Source organism: Desulfomonilaceae bacterium (genome assembly GCA_041662605.1).
Taxonomy (GTDB): domain Bacteria; phylum Desulfobacterota; class Desulfomonilia; order Desulfomonilales; family Desulfomonilaceae; genus CAJBEZ01.
The window spans coordinates 20,396-35,264 of sequence record JBAZSD010000011.1; the positions used below are offsets into that span (position 1 = coordinate 20,396).

The 14,869-nt window shown below is 48.0% G+C and carries 16 protein-coding genes; 8 read left to right on the forward strand and 8 right to left on the reverse strand.

Annotated features, from left to right (window positions below):
* Positions 1-17 precede the first annotated feature (17 nt).
* The 5 genes from WC647_10465 to WC647_10485 form a co-directional block, all read right to left on the reverse strand.
* The gene (locus WC647_10465) at positions 18-776 is read right to left on the reverse strand and encodes an ABC transporter ATP-binding protein (protein ID MFA6222721.1); all 759 of its coding nucleotides are present in this window, start codon (positions 774-776) and stop codon (positions 18-20) included.
* A 15-nt stretch (positions 777-791) separates the two neighbouring features.
* Positions 792-1,586, reverse strand: a complete 795-nt coding sequence (locus tag WC647_10470; GenBank protein ID MFA6222722.1) for an ABC transporter ATP-binding protein — start codon at positions 1,584-1,586, stop codon at positions 792-794.
* A gap of 109 nt (positions 1,587-1,695) precedes the next feature.
* On the reverse strand, positions 1,696-2,868 hold the full coding sequence (locus tag WC647_10475; GenBank protein MFA6222723.1) for a thiolase family protein: 1,173 nt from the start codon (positions 2,866-2,868) through the stop codon (positions 1,696-1,698).
* Positions 2,869-2,953: 85 nt separating this feature from the next.
* Entirely contained in the window at positions 2,954-3,856 is a 903-nt protein-coding gene (locus tag WC647_10480; GenBank protein MFA6222724.1) for a 3-hydroxyacyl-CoA dehydrogenase family protein, read from the reverse strand.
* Complete coding sequence (locus WC647_10485) at positions 3,834-4,508, reverse strand: TetR/AcrR family transcriptional regulator (protein MFA6222725.1); 675 nt, start codon at positions 4,506-4,508, stop codon at positions 3,834-3,836. Before WC647_10485 ends, WC647_10480 begins: the two co-directional genes overlap by 23 nt.
* Positions 4,509-4,789: 281 nt before the next feature.
* On the opposite strand from WC647_10485, the gene WC647_10490 reads away from it, so the two are divergent.
* Entirely contained in the window at positions 4,790-5,938 is a 1,149-nt protein-coding gene (locus WC647_10490; protein MFA6222726.1) for an acyl-CoA dehydrogenase family protein, read from the forward strand.
* 44 nt (positions 5,939-5,982) lie between these two features.
* Here WC647_10490 and WC647_10495 read toward each other — a convergent pair whose 3' ends face one another.
* Genes WC647_10495 through WC647_10505 form a run of 3 tightly spaced genes read right to left on the reverse strand, consistent with a single transcriptional unit; the run spans position 5,983 to position 7,597 of the window.
* Positions 5,983-6,315, reverse strand: a complete 333-nt coding sequence (locus tag WC647_10495; protein MFA6222727.1) for a hypothetical protein — start codon at positions 6,313-6,315, stop codon at positions 5,983-5,985.
* Between the two features lie 14 nt (positions 6,316-6,329).
* Entirely contained in the window at positions 6,330-6,815 is a 486-nt protein-coding gene (locus WC647_10500; protein MFA6222728.1) for a response regulator, read from the reverse strand.
* Positions 6,812-7,597 (reverse strand): FadR/GntR family transcriptional regulator, encoded by a 786-nt coding sequence (locus WC647_10505; GenBank protein MFA6222729.1) that lies wholly within the window; start codon positions 7,595-7,597, stop codon positions 6,812-6,814. The genes WC647_10500 and WC647_10505 overlap by 4 nt, the downstream gene beginning before the upstream one ends.
* A 162-nt stretch (positions 7,598-7,759) precedes the next feature.
* On the opposite strand from WC647_10505, the gene WC647_10510 reads away from it, so the two are divergent.
* The 7 genes from WC647_10510 to WC647_10540 all read left to right on the forward strand — a co-directional run bounded on the left by WC647_10510 (position 7,760) and on the right by WC647_10540 (position 14,868).
* Complete coding sequence (locus WC647_10510; GenBank protein ID MFA6222730.1) at positions 7,760-9,265, forward strand: AMP-binding protein; 1,506 nt, start codon at positions 7,760-7,762, stop codon at positions 9,263-9,265.
* Positions 9,266-9,310: 45 nt separating this feature from the next.
* Positions 9,311-10,330, forward strand: a complete 1,020-nt coding sequence (locus tag WC647_10515; GenBank protein MFA6222731.1) for a TRAP transporter substrate-binding protein — start codon at positions 9,311-9,313, stop codon at positions 10,328-10,330.
* A 69-nt stretch (positions 10,331-10,399) separates the two neighbouring features.
* Entirely contained in the window at positions 10,400-10,885 is a 486-nt protein-coding gene (locus tag WC647_10520; protein MFA6222732.1) for a TRAP transporter small permease, read from the forward strand.
* The gene (locus WC647_10525) at positions 10,878-12,182 is read left to right on the forward strand and encodes a TRAP transporter large permease (GenBank protein ID MFA6222733.1); all 1,305 of its coding nucleotides are present in this window, start codon (positions 10,878-10,880) and stop codon (positions 12,180-12,182) included. The genes WC647_10520 and WC647_10525 overlap by 8 nt, the downstream gene beginning before the upstream one ends.
* A gap of 103 nt (positions 12,183-12,285) precedes the next feature.
* Positions 12,286-13,458 carry an acyl-CoA dehydrogenase family protein gene (locus WC647_10530; protein MFA6222734.1) on the forward strand — a complete coding sequence of 391 codons (1,173 nt, stop codon included), beginning with the start codon at positions 12,286-12,288 and terminating at the stop codon, positions 13,456-13,458.
* 40 nt (positions 13,459-13,498) lie between these two features.
* Positions 13,499-13,996: a (2Fe-2S)-binding protein gene (locus tag WC647_10535; protein MFA6222735.1), complete on the forward strand. Its 498-nt coding sequence runs from the start codon at positions 13,499-13,501 to the stop codon at positions 13,994-13,996.
* Positions 13,993-14,868 (forward strand): xanthine dehydrogenase family protein subunit M, encoded by an 876-nt coding sequence (locus tag WC647_10540; protein ID MFA6222736.1) that lies wholly within the window; start codon positions 13,993-13,995, stop codon positions 14,866-14,868. Before WC647_10535 ends, WC647_10540 begins: the two co-directional genes overlap by 4 nt.
* Position 14,869: the final 1 nt, after the last annotated feature.

A 14,869-nucleotide genomic window follows, 5' to 3' on the forward strand; every position in this document is an offset into this window, starting at 1 on the left:
CCTCTCAGACTCAGTTCCTACTGCCCTAAATAGGCTGCAATCACCTGTGGATTTGATTGAACCTCAGAAGGGCTACCGTCGCCGATTTTGGACCCGAAGTCCAAAACCGTGACCGTGTTGGCAATATCCATGACCACGCCCATGTCATGTTCAACCATGACAATAGTGACCCCCATTTCCTCTTTGATGTCGAGTACAAAGCGGGCTATATCCTCTGTTTCCTCCACATTCATGCCCGCGACCGGTTCGTCGAGCAGAAGAATCTTCGGTTTCATAGCGAGAGCACGGCCTATCTCCACCCGTTTCTGAATTCCATAGGGTAGGGATCCCACTGTCTTTTTACGGACTTTTTCAATCTCAAGAAAATCGATAATCCTTTCCACCTGAAGCCTGCTTTCTTCTTCTTGCCGCACGGCTCTACCGAAAAATACAGCGCACGAAAGAAGGCCGGTAGTCATGTGTGTGTGGCATCCCAGCAGCAGGTTGTCTATTACGCTCATATTGGCGAACAACTCGATGTTCTGAAATGTCCTGGCGATTCCCTTTTTCGCTATCTCATGGGGTTTTAAATCGGAAATCTTTGAGCCCCTGAGAAGTATTTCGCCTGACGTTGGTGGATAAACACCGCTTATGCAATTGAAAAGGGATGTCTTGCCTGCTCCGTTAGGACCTATCACCGCATGCAACTCTCCCTCTTTGACGGTTATGTCCAGCAATGACAAAGCAACGATACCGCCAAAACTCAACGAAAGGTTTTTGATCTGTAATAGCTCCATGGTTACTCAAGTCCGTTAAGACAACCAGCGTTTGCGTCGCTTGTAATGCTTGACGCCGGCGTAACTCTTTCGCTCGTGGTTGTCGGTCACGCCGAGATAAAATTCCTTGACGTCCTCGTTTTCGAGCAAGCCCTCACTCGCTCCGTCCAGAACCATTTTCCCGCTTTCCATGATGTAACCGTATTGGGCGAAATTCAGTGCGACAAGAGCGTTCTGCTCCACAAGCAAGATCGATGTGTTCTGTTCTCTATTAATGAGTCTCAGTATGTCAAAAATCTCTTTTACCAGCATCGGAGCTAGCCCAAGCGATGGCTCGTCGAGCATTAGCAGCTTGGGACGTGACATAAGGGCTCTCCCAATTGCGAGCATCTGTTGCTCGCCTCCACTCAACAGGAGCGCCTGCTGCTTGTAACGGCGACGAAGATGCGGGAAATACTCCATCACCATCTCAATGTCACGTTTCGCTCCATCACGGTCCCTGCGTGTATGCGCTCCAATCCACAGATTCTCAACTACGCTCAGGTCGGAGAAAACACGTCTCCCTTCCGGGACAAGACATATGCCCATCCTTACTATGGCGTCAGGATCCAGATTCACGATAGATTGACCCATGAATTGAACATCGCCTTCTTCAAGCGAGCCATTCTGAAATTTCAATATACCGCTAATGGTTTTGAGCGTGGTTGTCTTTCCGGCGGCATTGGCTCCCAGCAGGGCTACAACTTTCCCCTCGGGAATTTCCAGCGAGATCCCTTTCAGAACCATTATCACGTTGTTGTAAACCACCTGGATATTGTTAACCTTGAGCATAAATCGCGTTCTCCCGGTCTACGAAGAGAGGGGTCTCTAGCTTTTTACGTAAGGGGGCTCTGAAGGTTGAGTCTAACAAATTGAACCTTGGTCAATGTTGAGCGTCAGGCTAAAGCCGTTCAAGGACCACAGCGAAACCCATTCCACCGCCTGCGCAGAGGGACGCAACGCCCAGACCGAGATTGTCGGCGAGCATTCCGTGGAAAAGCGTTACCACGAGCCTGCAGCCTGTCGCTCCTACGGGGTGCCCCAACGCAATCCCACTTCCATATGGATTGACCTTCTCGCGTTGCAAACCCAGTTCGCGCTCGCACGCCAAATACTGCGCGGCAAAGGCTTCGTTGATCTCAAAGCGATCAATGTCACCAAGTTTTAGTCCCGAGTCCTTAATTGCGCCTCTTATGGCCGGAACAGGGCCGATTCCCATGATGTTGGGATCAACTCCTACCACTTTGTATCCTCTGACGCTGACTAGAGGCCTCAGCCCCATCTCTTTAGCCTTTTGGTGAGTAGTAACAATGACCGCTGAAGCGGCGTCGTTCATGCCGCAGGAGTTTCCAGCGGTCACCGTGCCGTGTTCCTTGAATGCCGCCGGAAGTTTGGCCAATTGTTCCAGTGTGACATCCGGCCTGACGTGTTCGTCGGTGTCAAACAACAGTGGTTCTTTTTTTCCCCTTGGTACGGTGACGGGAATGATTTCCGCTTTGAATCTGCCTTCCTTAATGGCCCGCGCCGCTCTCTGATGACTCAACAGAGCAAACTCGTCCTGTTCGTGGCGTGAAATCCCATACTTTTCGGCAAGATTTTCGGCTGTTAGCCCCATGCCCACTCCGATAGGGTGCTCCTGCATGCCTTTCCAAAGAAGATCATAAGCCTGAAGATGCCGAATACGCTGCCCCCATCGAGCGGATTCCATTATGTATGGAGCGTTACTCATGCTTTCAACACCACCTGCCAGAGCGACCTCGACTTCCTCGCACTGAACCGCTTGAACAGCGCTTATCAACGCCTGCATGGAAGAGCCGCAAGTGGAGTTTATAGTGAATCCCGGTACGTGTTCCGGTATCCCGGCCCGATATGCGGAAATACGGGCTATATTCTGGTCTATAGGCGCAAAACAGTTTCCGAATATGACTTTACCTATAGGTAAGGATGCGCCTGGCCCCTTAACAGAGTTTTCCATGACTAATTGCGCTAGATGACTCGCTGACAAGCCTTTTAGTGTGCCGCCAAAATCACCCAAAGGCGTTCTCAACGCGTTTGCCAGAACTACTTTGTCCATGGCCTATTGACCTCCTACCCGATCAAAAGGAAATGAGAGCATTTCTCCAACGTAATGCGACGAAGAATAACTACGACTTCCACAGTCAAAATCCTGCCAGATTCCTCGGTTGAGACCATTTAGAATCGCTGTAGTCGTAAAAACCTCGGCCTGACTTAGCTCCTAGATCTCCCAACGCGACCAGCCTCTTGAGCAGAGGCGGAGGCGCATACCGAGGTTCATGATATTCATCAAACAGTATGTTGCCCGCTTTGACGAGGGTGTCCAGGCCTATCAGGTCCGAAAGGGCCAAAGGACCCATAGGATGGCCACAACCGTACCGCATCCCACTGTCGATGTCGCTTACTGTCGCAAGTCCCGATGAAAGCGCGCGGATTGCATCAAATAAATACGGTGTCAGCAGGTAGTTTACGAGGAATCCAGCTTGGTCACGCACCAAAATGGGCCTTTTCCCCAAAGACACCACGAAGTCCAGCGACCTCTGGATCACGTCTTCGGATGTCACAGCCGTCCTGACAACCTCAACCAGTTTCATTACGGGAACAGGATTGAAAAAATGAAGTCCAAGGAACCTGTCTGGATGTCTGAGGCCCGAGCAAAGGCCGGTGATGTCCAAAGTCGATGTGTTGCTGGCAAATATGGTTTTTTCGGCGCAGATTGTGTCCAATTGCTTAAAAAGAGCCGTCTTTGCGTTAGAATTCTCGTATATCGCTTCAATTATCATGTCGCATTCGCTCATTGCTCGTGGATCCGAATGGCCTCCAATTCTGGCGAGAATGGTCTCCCGTTCGGATTCCCTAATAGCGCCCTTGTCCACCATTCGTGCGAGATTCGAGGCAATTTTACTGATTGAGGCGTCCACAAGATTCTTTACGGTATCCACGACTACGACATCATAAGCGGCCATTGCCGCCACCTGAGCTATTCCTGTTCCCATCAAGCCCGAGCCGACAACACCGACAAGTCTAAATCTGGACTCCGTTCCCATGTTCTTCGCCTTTGTTTGATTTCAATTGTATTTGTTCGAGCGTTCGCTCCGCCGAGATTTCTTCTCTTACCAAACCGTGTAGGAAAACCTCCCGGAATGTCCGGACGTACAGCTCTCCGTCCAGATGATATCTGTTGAGAACCCACTGATGGAGCACCCCGTCGTGAAGCGCCATGAAAGTCAAGGCCGTAACATCCGGGTCAAGGTTCTTCTTAAAAAGTCCCTGTCGTATTCCCAGGCTGACTATCTCGCTAATTACTTTCCGGTATTCCAGATAAACACCTTTAAGCGCAGGCTCAAAATCTACATCCGTATTAAGCTCAGTTGTGAGAAACGTCAGGAATACGCATAAATACTGATTTTCCAGAGCGAATCTGGAGTTGAAGCTGATAACGTCATGTATGCGATTCAGGGCGTTGCCTGGACTTTGCTTGAGTGTATCGATCATCCCGCCGATGAAGCGGGATTTGAATTCTTCAATGATCCTTAAAAGAAGATCTCCCTTGCTGTTAAAGTGGGAGTAGAGCGCTCCCTTGGTAAGACCGGCTTTCGCTGTGATTTCATGGACGGATGTGCCGTGGTATCCCTTTCGGACGAATATCTCAAGAGCTGCCTGAATGATTTTGTTTTCGGTGTCGCTGTGTCGTTTCATATTTAGGTGACGCCCTAATACTGACCGATTGGTATGTTAAACCCTAATAGGATGACTCGGTTGTTGTCAAGGTTTTTCTATCCAGATGGTAACATTGTCAGTTTAGTGGTGGATAACGATCCTAAAATAGGCTCTAACAACAGATGTAAGAGACTGAGCCTCGGGCATGGCCCGCAGGTGATGAAATGTACTCTTTTTTCTTGACAATCATGGATTTCGGGGAAAAAGTAAATGACCGTTTAGTATATTATTCCATCGGTCTGCAGATAAGGAGATCACCTATGGATTACTCTCTTAGCGATGAACAGAAACAAATCGTGGAGGCTGCACGTAAATTTGCTCTTAATGAGTTTCCAAAAGTTGCCCGTGAATGTGATCGGGAAGAAAAGTTCCCGACAGAAATTTGGAAAAAGGCAGGAGAGCTTGGTTTCATGGGTATATTCACCTCTCCGGAATATGGGGGATTGGGCCTTGGGTGTCTGGAGCACGCCATGGTCATGGAGGAGTTCTGGCGGGTGGATCCCGGTGTGGGATGCATCCTGCTGGCCGTTTTCGGCTCAGAAATTCTGGGAAGTTTCGGTACCCAGGACCAGAAGGAAAAATATTTGGCGCCTGTCGCCGAGGGTAAGGCGATCATCGGATGCGCCATCACCGAACCGAATGCGGGCAGCGACATTTTCGGCGTCAGGACGCGTGCGGTTAAAACCGGTGCCGGCTACGTCATCAACGGTAGCAAGCAGTTTATAACGAACGGTAGCGTCGCTGATTTTTTACTGGTGTATTGTCTTACCAACCCTGAAGCCAAGAAGCCCACTCAGCGCTTCAGCTTTCTTGCGGTCGAACGAGGCCGTAAAGGTTTCACTGCTAACAAACTCAAGGGTAAAATGGGCATCAGGGCGTCCGACACTGCGGAACTTGCGTTTGACGACGTCGAAGTGCCGGAGGAAAATCTTATCGGCGCCAGAGAGGGCGATGGCTTCGATCAGGTGATGCGCCTGTTTAACATTAACCGGATGGTGGCGGCCGCTCAGGGCGTTGGTGTCGCGCAGGGAGCCCTGGACAAGGCGGTAACCTATGTCCGTGAAAGAACACAGTTCGGCGCTCCTCTTGCGTCGTTTCAGGGAATTCAGTTCAAATTAGCAGAGATGGCGGCGCGTGTGGAAAGCGCTCGTCTGCTTTACCACAAGGCAGCGTGGCTCATGGATCATGGCCACGTGGATAGGAAGCTTGTTTCCATAGCCAAACTGGTGGCTGGAGAAACAGCGGTGCGAGTCACGGATGAAGCGCTACAATTGCACGGTGGTTATGGATATATGGATGAATACGATGTAGAGCGATTTTATCGGGACGCCAAAATAGTGGAAATTTACGAAGGGACCAAAGAGATCGAAAAAATTACGATCGCTAGAGAAGTCCTGGGCAGAAACTGAAAGAACCGCCAGGCTGAACTAGCGCTCGCATAAATACTATTTATTCATTCATTCGCGCCGCAGGGTCTGGTGTTTTGGGGTGAGAGCAACCATGTTTTTGTTTCTCCAGGCCGCGTAACCTTGTCATAACCCCATGGTGTGGTTTCAGTGCGGGAAACTTTTTCACCAGCCTGGAACAATGTTACCGCTCCTGACGCGAGCAATTTCGAGACTCCTTCAAGATCCGTGGTTTTTAGTATTGAGACGAGACTGTTCTGGGCGTCCTGGGTGTCTGCCGCATACATGTCCCTAACGACTATCTTACAGTCGACATTGTCAGCAAAGGTAGTAGCGACTAACAGGAAGAAACACACAACAGATAAAAGTAATCTGCTCATTACTCCATTATTCATCAATACATATAGGGCGGATTTCTAGGCTTTCCAATATTTTCCCATGTTAGCCCCAACCGCTCATTGAAATAAGGTCCTAAACGATCAAAGAGTTTACGCCAGTGGCTTTTCCCTTGAGCCAAGCCTTCGAAGATGTCGACTAAATGTTCTTGGAGATTTGCCAATTCATCTTTGGGTAAGAAAGAAATTGCGCCCAAACTCATAGCCTTATTTACACTGTCAGTGGTGATGGAATGAGCAGTAAGCATGGCTGCCGGTAATTGCTTTTCTCTGCACTGTTCCAGCAAGTTAAAGCCTCTTACTCCCATGATGTCCAATAATACCAAATCAAAGTGGTCCTTGGACAAGATCTCGCTGGCCCGTTCGTAATTGTCAGCCGTTGTGATTTCAGAGCTTTCAAGCTGTTCCTGAATCATATCGAGCACGTCGGGCTCGTCATCGACAGCAAGGATTCTTTTGCCTCTTAATATTTCAACGTTTCTCATTTTGTCTTCTCTCTTAGTAATAGGGAATCTGACGACTTCGGGGCAGTCATATTGTAACCCTCGGCAAGGTGTTCACGATGAGATTTTTCCATTTCCATCATTGTCTCGCCAAACTCCATTGCATGCCTTCTCATGGCCTCCGCCGATTCGTCAGGTTTTCCTGCGATGACCGCCTCGACAATCGGACGCTGCATTCCTGCCGGATGCATGGATAAGATGTTGGGGTGTACGGCTTCGATAACACTCCTTGTCACCCGCATCAAAGATCTTACGAGAGCTTCCAGGAAGCGGTTTCCACAAATTTCAGCCAAAGTAAAATGAACCATGGTCTTGGTTTCTATGTCATCTAGCAGTGATATTACCGGCAATTCTTCTTTTATTAATATTTCTTCAAGTTTTTTAGCAGCTTCAGGCGTGATTCTCAAAGCGGCTAGGCGAGCCACTTCAGGTTCAATTAGTACTCTTACGTGAAACATCTCAGGTATAGAAATTTTTTCTGCAAGGAACAGATCTATAAAGGCGCTTGACAATTTCTCGAACGAAAGGTCAATAACGTAAGTTCCGCCACTGGCGCCCTGACGCGTCGCTACAAATCCTGAGTTTTCCAAGGCTCGGAGCGCCTCTCTAATTGCCACCCTGCTTACCTGAAACTCTTCCATGAGTTCGCGTTCGGTAGGGAGTTTGTCTCCGGCTTTAAAGTCTCCTAGTAGGATGCATTGTTTAATTTGCTCCGTCACTTCTTCGGACACCCTGGTCTGTTTAATGGGTCTGAATTTTTTCATTGTCATCCTTTTAAACCATCTTACTTAAAAGAGATTTTTTTTGGAACATAAAAAATTACGGGTGAAAAATTATTTCTTGACTAGATTCATTCGCAGAGTTAAAGATTAGACAATTAGACCTTTAAAAAGCCCTCCGACGTTTTGCCCATTTAGGAATTCTCAATGAATGTCGCCAACAACCTCGATACGGCAGCGCGTTTTTTTCCAGACCGCCCGGCTATAAGTGAAAACGACTCGGAAATTTCCTATCGTGAGTTGAACTGCCGCGCCAATCGGGTAGCTACAGGATTGATTAAATTGGGTATTATACCCGGTGATCTCATCGGTGTTTGCGCTCCTAACTCCACTGATTGGATAACTTTTTACTTCGGTGTATTGAAAGCCGGAGCGGTAGCCGTTACGTTGTCCTGTCAACTCAGGACCGATGAGCTTGAACTGTTGCTCACCCACGCAAGGCCTCGATTCCTGCTTTCCACAGACGAAATATCATCAAAAATCGAAAGATTTAGGGACGCTGCCGGAATAGAGAAAGTCTTTTCTCCGAGCGCCTCAATTTCTCTGCCAAAACTGATGGAACTTGGAATCAACGATTTCCAGGCCGTAGAGAGAAGACGATACGATACGGCGTCAGTGCTTTATACAGGTGGTACAACCGGAACGCCGAAAGGTGTGATGCTAACACACGAGAACATTAATGTTAGCAGTCACAATGTCGCTTATTCGGAGCGGTCTTCTCAAATGGATCGAGCGTTGTGCTGTCTGCCGCTGAATCATGTCTTCGGTCAGATACACATTATGAACGCCACTATTTTTAGTTGTGGCTGCATTGAACTTCTACCGTCCTATGATTTGGACCTGACTCTTGGTCGGACTGCTTCAGGCAAAGTCACAAAGTTCTATGCTGTCCCCACTATTTACACGCGGTTGCTTACAGTAGAAGGCTTAAAAAAAAGGCTTGGCAATGTCCGATATTGTTTTTCCGCCGCTGCGAGTATGGCCGGAGAAATTGTGCGGAAGTGGAAAGAACTGACCGATCTTACTATTTTTGAAGGTTATGGGATGACGGAATCATCCTCTGCTGTGACGTACAATCATTTCTTCGAACATGTGACAGGCTCCGTGGGAACAGAAGTCCCAGGAGTAGAGGTTCAAATTCGGGATGAACAAGGCGCCGTTTTGCCTAAAGGTAGCGAAGGCGAGATATGCATTCGCGGTCGGAACATCATGAAAGGTTATCTTAATAACGATGAAGATACACGGCGGGCTTTCAGGGATGAAGAATGGTTCAGGTCTGGAGACGTCGGGATACTTGACGACAGGGGTTACCTTTTTATCGTCGATCGTCTCAAAGACATGATCATCACAGGGGGCGAGAATGTTTACCCCAGGGAAGTGGAAGAAATTTTATTTTCCAGATCTGATGTTCAGGAATGCGCTGTTGTAGGAATTCCGGACAAGGAGTGGGGTGAGCGCGTAACAGCCTTTGTGACACCATATCCCGGGCAGAATACCACTCCGGAAGAGTTGAAAGCTTATCTCAAGCAGCGTCTCGCATCCTACAAAGTCCCCAAGCAATACATCATTGTGAACGAACTGCCCAAGAACTCGACCGGCAAGATATTAAAAAGAGAGATCCGAAGGCGATTTTCAGAAGAGAATAGTGAGTAAGTCTTAAAAAACTTACCATCCAATTTTATTTTAAAGGAGAATAGAATGAAAAAGATTGTGCCTGTTTGCTCCTGTTTTATCCTGATTGTTCTTTTCCTTTTCGGCGCACCGGAAGCTCGCTCTGATGAAAAAGTCATAAAACTGAAATACTCAAATTTTTTCCCGCCTTCACACAAGAACAGTATTCTTTCGGAGCAGTGGGGCAAAGAAATTGAGAAGAGGACCAACGGCAGAATAAAGGTCACTTATTTCGCTGGAAATACTCTGACTCCTCCTACACAGACGTACGACAGTGTCGTAAAAGGGATTGCCGATGTTGGGCAAAGTCTAATGGGATACTCACCAGGCAGGTTCCCCTTAACCGAAGTCCTCGCCTTACCGCTTGGGTATTCCTCCGGAGAACAAGCCACGAACCTGACGAACGAATTCTATAAGAAATTCAAACCCAAAGAGTTTGATGATTCGCAGGTGATGTATTTTCACGGTCATGGCCCGGGCCTGTTCCATACCAAAAAAGTGATTTCATCTATAGATGACATAAAAGGATTACGAATAAAGGCAAATGCGGAAAATGCCGCAATTGTCACTGCTGTGGGTGGCGCTCCTGTCAGCCTCCCCATTACGGAGACTTATGACGGGCTGCAAAAAGGTTTGATTGACGGAGTTTTGTTGCCTATTGAGCCGATAAAAGGATGGAAATTCTTCGAGATGATCAAGACTACTGTTGAGAATTACGCAATGTCGTATACCGCGCCAATTTTCGTAGTCATGAACAAAGGTAAATGGAATTCGCTTCCCAAGGATGTTCAGGACATTATTACTCAGGTCAATCAGGAGTGGATAGTGAAACAGGGTAAACTCTGGACTGAACTGGACGCAGAATCGAAAGAATTCTGTGTGCAGAAAGGAATTAAGATGGCTAAGGCTTCTCCTGAACAAGAAGCTGAAACGGCTAAAAAAATGAAACCTATCCTTGCCGAGTACGTTAAATCCATGAAAGCCAAGGGCTTACCGGGTGACGAGGCGCTTCAATTCTCACAAGAGTACATCAAGACTCATCCTTAATGAAGATGGACAGAGCCGGCCGACGCTGATTCGATTCGCCGGCTCTTCGCTCTCACAAAGGGACGCATCATGAACAAATTCATGACTTGGATTCTCAAGGCAGATTTTGGCCTGTTCGTCATTTCCGGCGTTGCATTATTCATAATGATGGTCGTAACCCTCGTAGACGTCCTCGCCAGATCTTTCGGCCATCCGATTGTAGGTAGCGTAGAGCTGATTTCCTTTTTCGGAGCCATAGCTGTAGGGTTTGCTATTCCTTACACCACGTGGACCAAGGGGCATATCCTGGTCGATTTTGTGCTTGAAAAACTTTCATCCAGATCGCGAACTCTAATGCTGTGTTTCACCAGATCGATAGGAATAGGTCTGTTCTTTTTAGCAGGATACAATTTCATCTCATTTGGATTGGATATGCTCAAATCCCATCAAGTGAGTGGCGCCTTTAAATTGCCCCTTTACCCAGTGGCGTTCGGTCTGGCTATCAGTTGTTTTTTGCAAACGGCAACCCTGTGTTGCGACTTTTTTAAAGTATGTCATGGAGACGATCATGAGTGAAATCGCCACAGGGATCATTGCTCTGTTTATCTTGATTATCTTGTTCCTCACAGGGCTTGAGTTGGCTTTCGCAATGGCGGCGTTAGGTTTTGTGGGATTTGCGTACCTGGTTTCTTTCAGCGCAGCGTCTAACCTCCTTGTAAAAGATTTCTTCGACACGTTCTCATCTTATGGATTTACGGTAATACCTCTTTTTGTTTTGATGGGTCAGGTAGCGTCGAATTCGAATATCGCGAAACGTCTTTACATGGCGACTCACAAATTCGTAGGGCATATTCCAGGTGGAATCGCTATGACTACGGTCGTTGGAGCTACGTTGTTCAAGGCAATGTGTGGGTCGACTCTCGCAACCGCTGCCACATTTGCTGGTATAGCCATCCCTGAAATGGACCGTTATGGCTACGACAAGAAATTATCGACTGGGGTTGTCGCCTCGGTGGGAACATTGGGAATGCTTATACCGCCGAGCATTGTTCTCATCATCTATTCAATGATCGTTGAGGAATCTATTGGAAAAATGTTTTTGGCGGGTATCATTCCAGGGCTCATGATTTCAGCCTTTTTCATGATAGTCATTTATGGATGGGTGACCCTGAAACCTGAAATCGCTCCTCGCGCGGAAAAAGTACCCTGGAGCGAGAGAATTTACGCTCTACCGGAATTCATGTGGGTTGCCATTATCTTTGTTGTCGTTATCGGTGGGTTAATGTGGGGGTGGTTTTCGCCCACAGAAGCAGGCAGTATAGGCACCTTTGCGGTAATAGCGCTTGCTGCCGCCAGAAGAGAGTTAACATTAAGGGGTTTGCTCAAATCGATTGATGAGTCATTACGCACAGCTTGTATGGTTCTTTTGCTCATAGCCGGCTCCACTGTCCTCGGCCATTTTCTGGCAGTCACAGAAATCCCTTTTGTAGCTGCGGATTGGATTACGAGTCTTCCGTTACACCCTTCCTTAATTATGGTAATTATCATAGCGGTGTATCTTGTAGGAGGCTCATTCATAGATGATCTTGCATTTATGATTCTTGCCACCCCAATTTTTTTCCCGGCCGTAATAAAACTTGGCTATAACCCTATGTGGTTTGGAATCATGATTGCGATAACGGTGATGATAGGCGTCATCATTCCTCCGGTCGCCATCTGCGTATTTGTGGTAAAGAGTATCACTGGTGTCCCTATGGGTGTCATATATAGAGGTTGCTTGCCATTCCTGTTGAGTTTGTTCGGTTGCGCCCTTCTCTTGTTCCTTTTTCCACAAATTGTGGTTTTTCTCCCTAATATGTTGATGGGAAAGTGATCTGAAAATTCAGATCCGTTTCCCAGAACCGCATTTTTCAAGGTAGGATCGTTGCGGATCCTATACGCTTTTGTGATTCAAAGTTGAATCCTGCGAGGATATAATGGAAAGTTTGGAACGTTTCGGCTTTACTGAAGAAGAACAAATGTTGCAGCAAACGGTCAGAAGATTGGCTCGGGACAAAGTAGCCCCCGGGGCCTCAAAACGAGATACCGATGGTGTGTTCGCCTATGACATGCTGGAAATGATGAAAGAAAACGGCCTGATGGGCATAGACTTTCCATCTGAATACGGGGGAACGGAAGCGGGTCTACTTGCGCTGTGCATTGTCATAGAAGAATTTGCAAAAATCGACGCCTCCACTGCGATGATCCCCTCCACTCAGGAATTGGGGAGTTTGCCGATTATTCTCGCTGGTAATCACGCGCAGAAAAAGAAATACTTGGAACCTCTTGCCACAGGAGAAAAACTGTCCTCCTTTGCCCTTACAGAATCAAAGGGTGGATCTGATGTTGCGGCTTTAAAATCAAGGGCAGTACGTAAAGGCGACAGATATATACTCAATGGCTCCAAGACTTTTATTACAAATGGTGGTGTAGCCGATATTCTTACGGTTTACGCTGTGACCAATCCTGAGGAAAAGGCCCATAGGGCAGCCAGTGTTTTTATTGTAGAAAAAGGGTGGCCCGGTTTTTCTGTCGGCAAAAAAGAAAGCAAAATGGGAATCCGGTCTTCCGAAACCCGGGAACTTATCTTTGACAACGTTGAGATTCCTGGGGAAAACAGATTGGGAGATGAAGGCGACGGTTTTCACATAATGATGAAGACCCTGGACTTCACCCGGCCGGCTGTTGCGGCCCAAGCCATTGGTATAGCCCAGGGAGCTTTTGAATTCGCCACTCAGTACGCCAAGGAGCGAGAGACCTTCGGCAAGCCGATAATCAAACATCAGGCCATAGGTATAAAATTGGCTGATATGGCGATGAAAATAGCGGCAGGCAGACAACTCCTGTACAGGACTTGCGATCTGTTGCAGGCCTACGCGAAAAAAGATCTCTCTAGACTTACTCCCGAAATAATACGATATTCTTCAATGTCAAAGGCGTTCTGTTCGGATGTCGCGATGTGGACGACAACAGAGGCCGTACAAATACTCGGTGGATATGGATACATGACTGAATACCCGGTGGAGCGATTTATGCGTGACGCGAAAATCACTCAAATCTATGAAGGCGCGAACGAAATCCAGAGGCTGGTAATTACTTCGACTCTTTAAGATTAAACTCCGCCCAGGGACTCGTACGGAGGCTAAATTAATGAAACACCATATTAACTTCAAGGTGAATGGGGATGAATATTCGCTGGCGGTAGATCCCTGGCGGACTCTAAATGAGGTCCTTAGGGAAGACCTTAATCTTACTGGCACAAAACTTGGCTGTGGAACCGGCGACTGTGGGGCCTGTACAGTCATGGTGGACGATAAAACGGTTAGTTCATGCCTGACACTGGCAGTGTCGGTTGATGGGAAAAGCGTCACGACCGTTGAAGGTCTTGCGCCTTCAGGCGAAGAGCTTCATCCGATTCAGGAGGCTTTCATAAAAACCGGCGCAATCCAGTGCGGATTTTGCACCGCGGGCATGGAGATGTCGGCTCTGCATCTTTTGAACAGGAACCAATCGCCGACCGAGATGGAAATAAGGTCGAGCCTTTCTGGCAATTTGTGCAGATGCACAGGGTACAACCAGATTGTGGAGGCGATATCGATTGCGGCTGAAACAATGAAGGGAACCGAGCCAAAAAAGGAAGAGCGATGAGACTGCCAAAGTTTGAATATTTTGAGCCGAAAACGCTTGAAGCCGCATTGAGCATGCTTATTGAAAAAGGAAGTGACGCCTGTGTGTTGGCGGGTGGAACCGACGTCCTGGTGAAAATGCGCAATGGCCGATTAATGCCCAAGGCTGTGATAGGCTTACAGGGAATTGAAGGATTAAATAATATTAATTTTGATCCTGCCAAAGGCCTCACAATAGGAGCGATGGCCAGGATCTCTGACGTCGTGTCGCATCCGGATGTAATGAAGCGCTATCCCGCTCTTTCTCATGCTGCGGGGGTAATGGCCAACGTTCAGGTCCGAAATATGGGCACGATTGCGGGGAATCTTTGCAACGCGGCCCCGTCCGCTGAAAACGCTCCCCCACTAATGGCAATGCGGGCGCAAGTCACGATAGTAGGCCCCACGGGTGCGAGACATATACCTCTCGATCAATTCTTCAGAGGGCCAGGCCTCACGAAAATAGAAGCGTCTGAAATAATGGCTTCCATTTTTGTCCCATTACCCGCCCCCCGATCGGGAGCCTCGTACAAGCGCATATCCGCTCGCTGCGGTGTGGATATAGCTGCGGTGTGTGTGGGCGCTATGGTAGCCTGTACAGAAGAAGTCTGCTCGGAGGTGAGAATCGTGCTCGGGGCGGTAGCGCCGGTTCCCATGAGAGCGCCGAAAGCTGAAGGAATTATCCAGGGACAAAAGTTGACAAGGGATCTTGTCGAAAAGGCCGCTGCCCAGGCGGCGGAAGAATCTAAGCCCATCTCTGATGTTAGGGCAACAGCGGACTATCGGAAAAAAATGGTCGAGGTATTGACCTTCCGGGCCCTTGAACAAGCCTACGAACGGGCGATGAAGCTTTAGT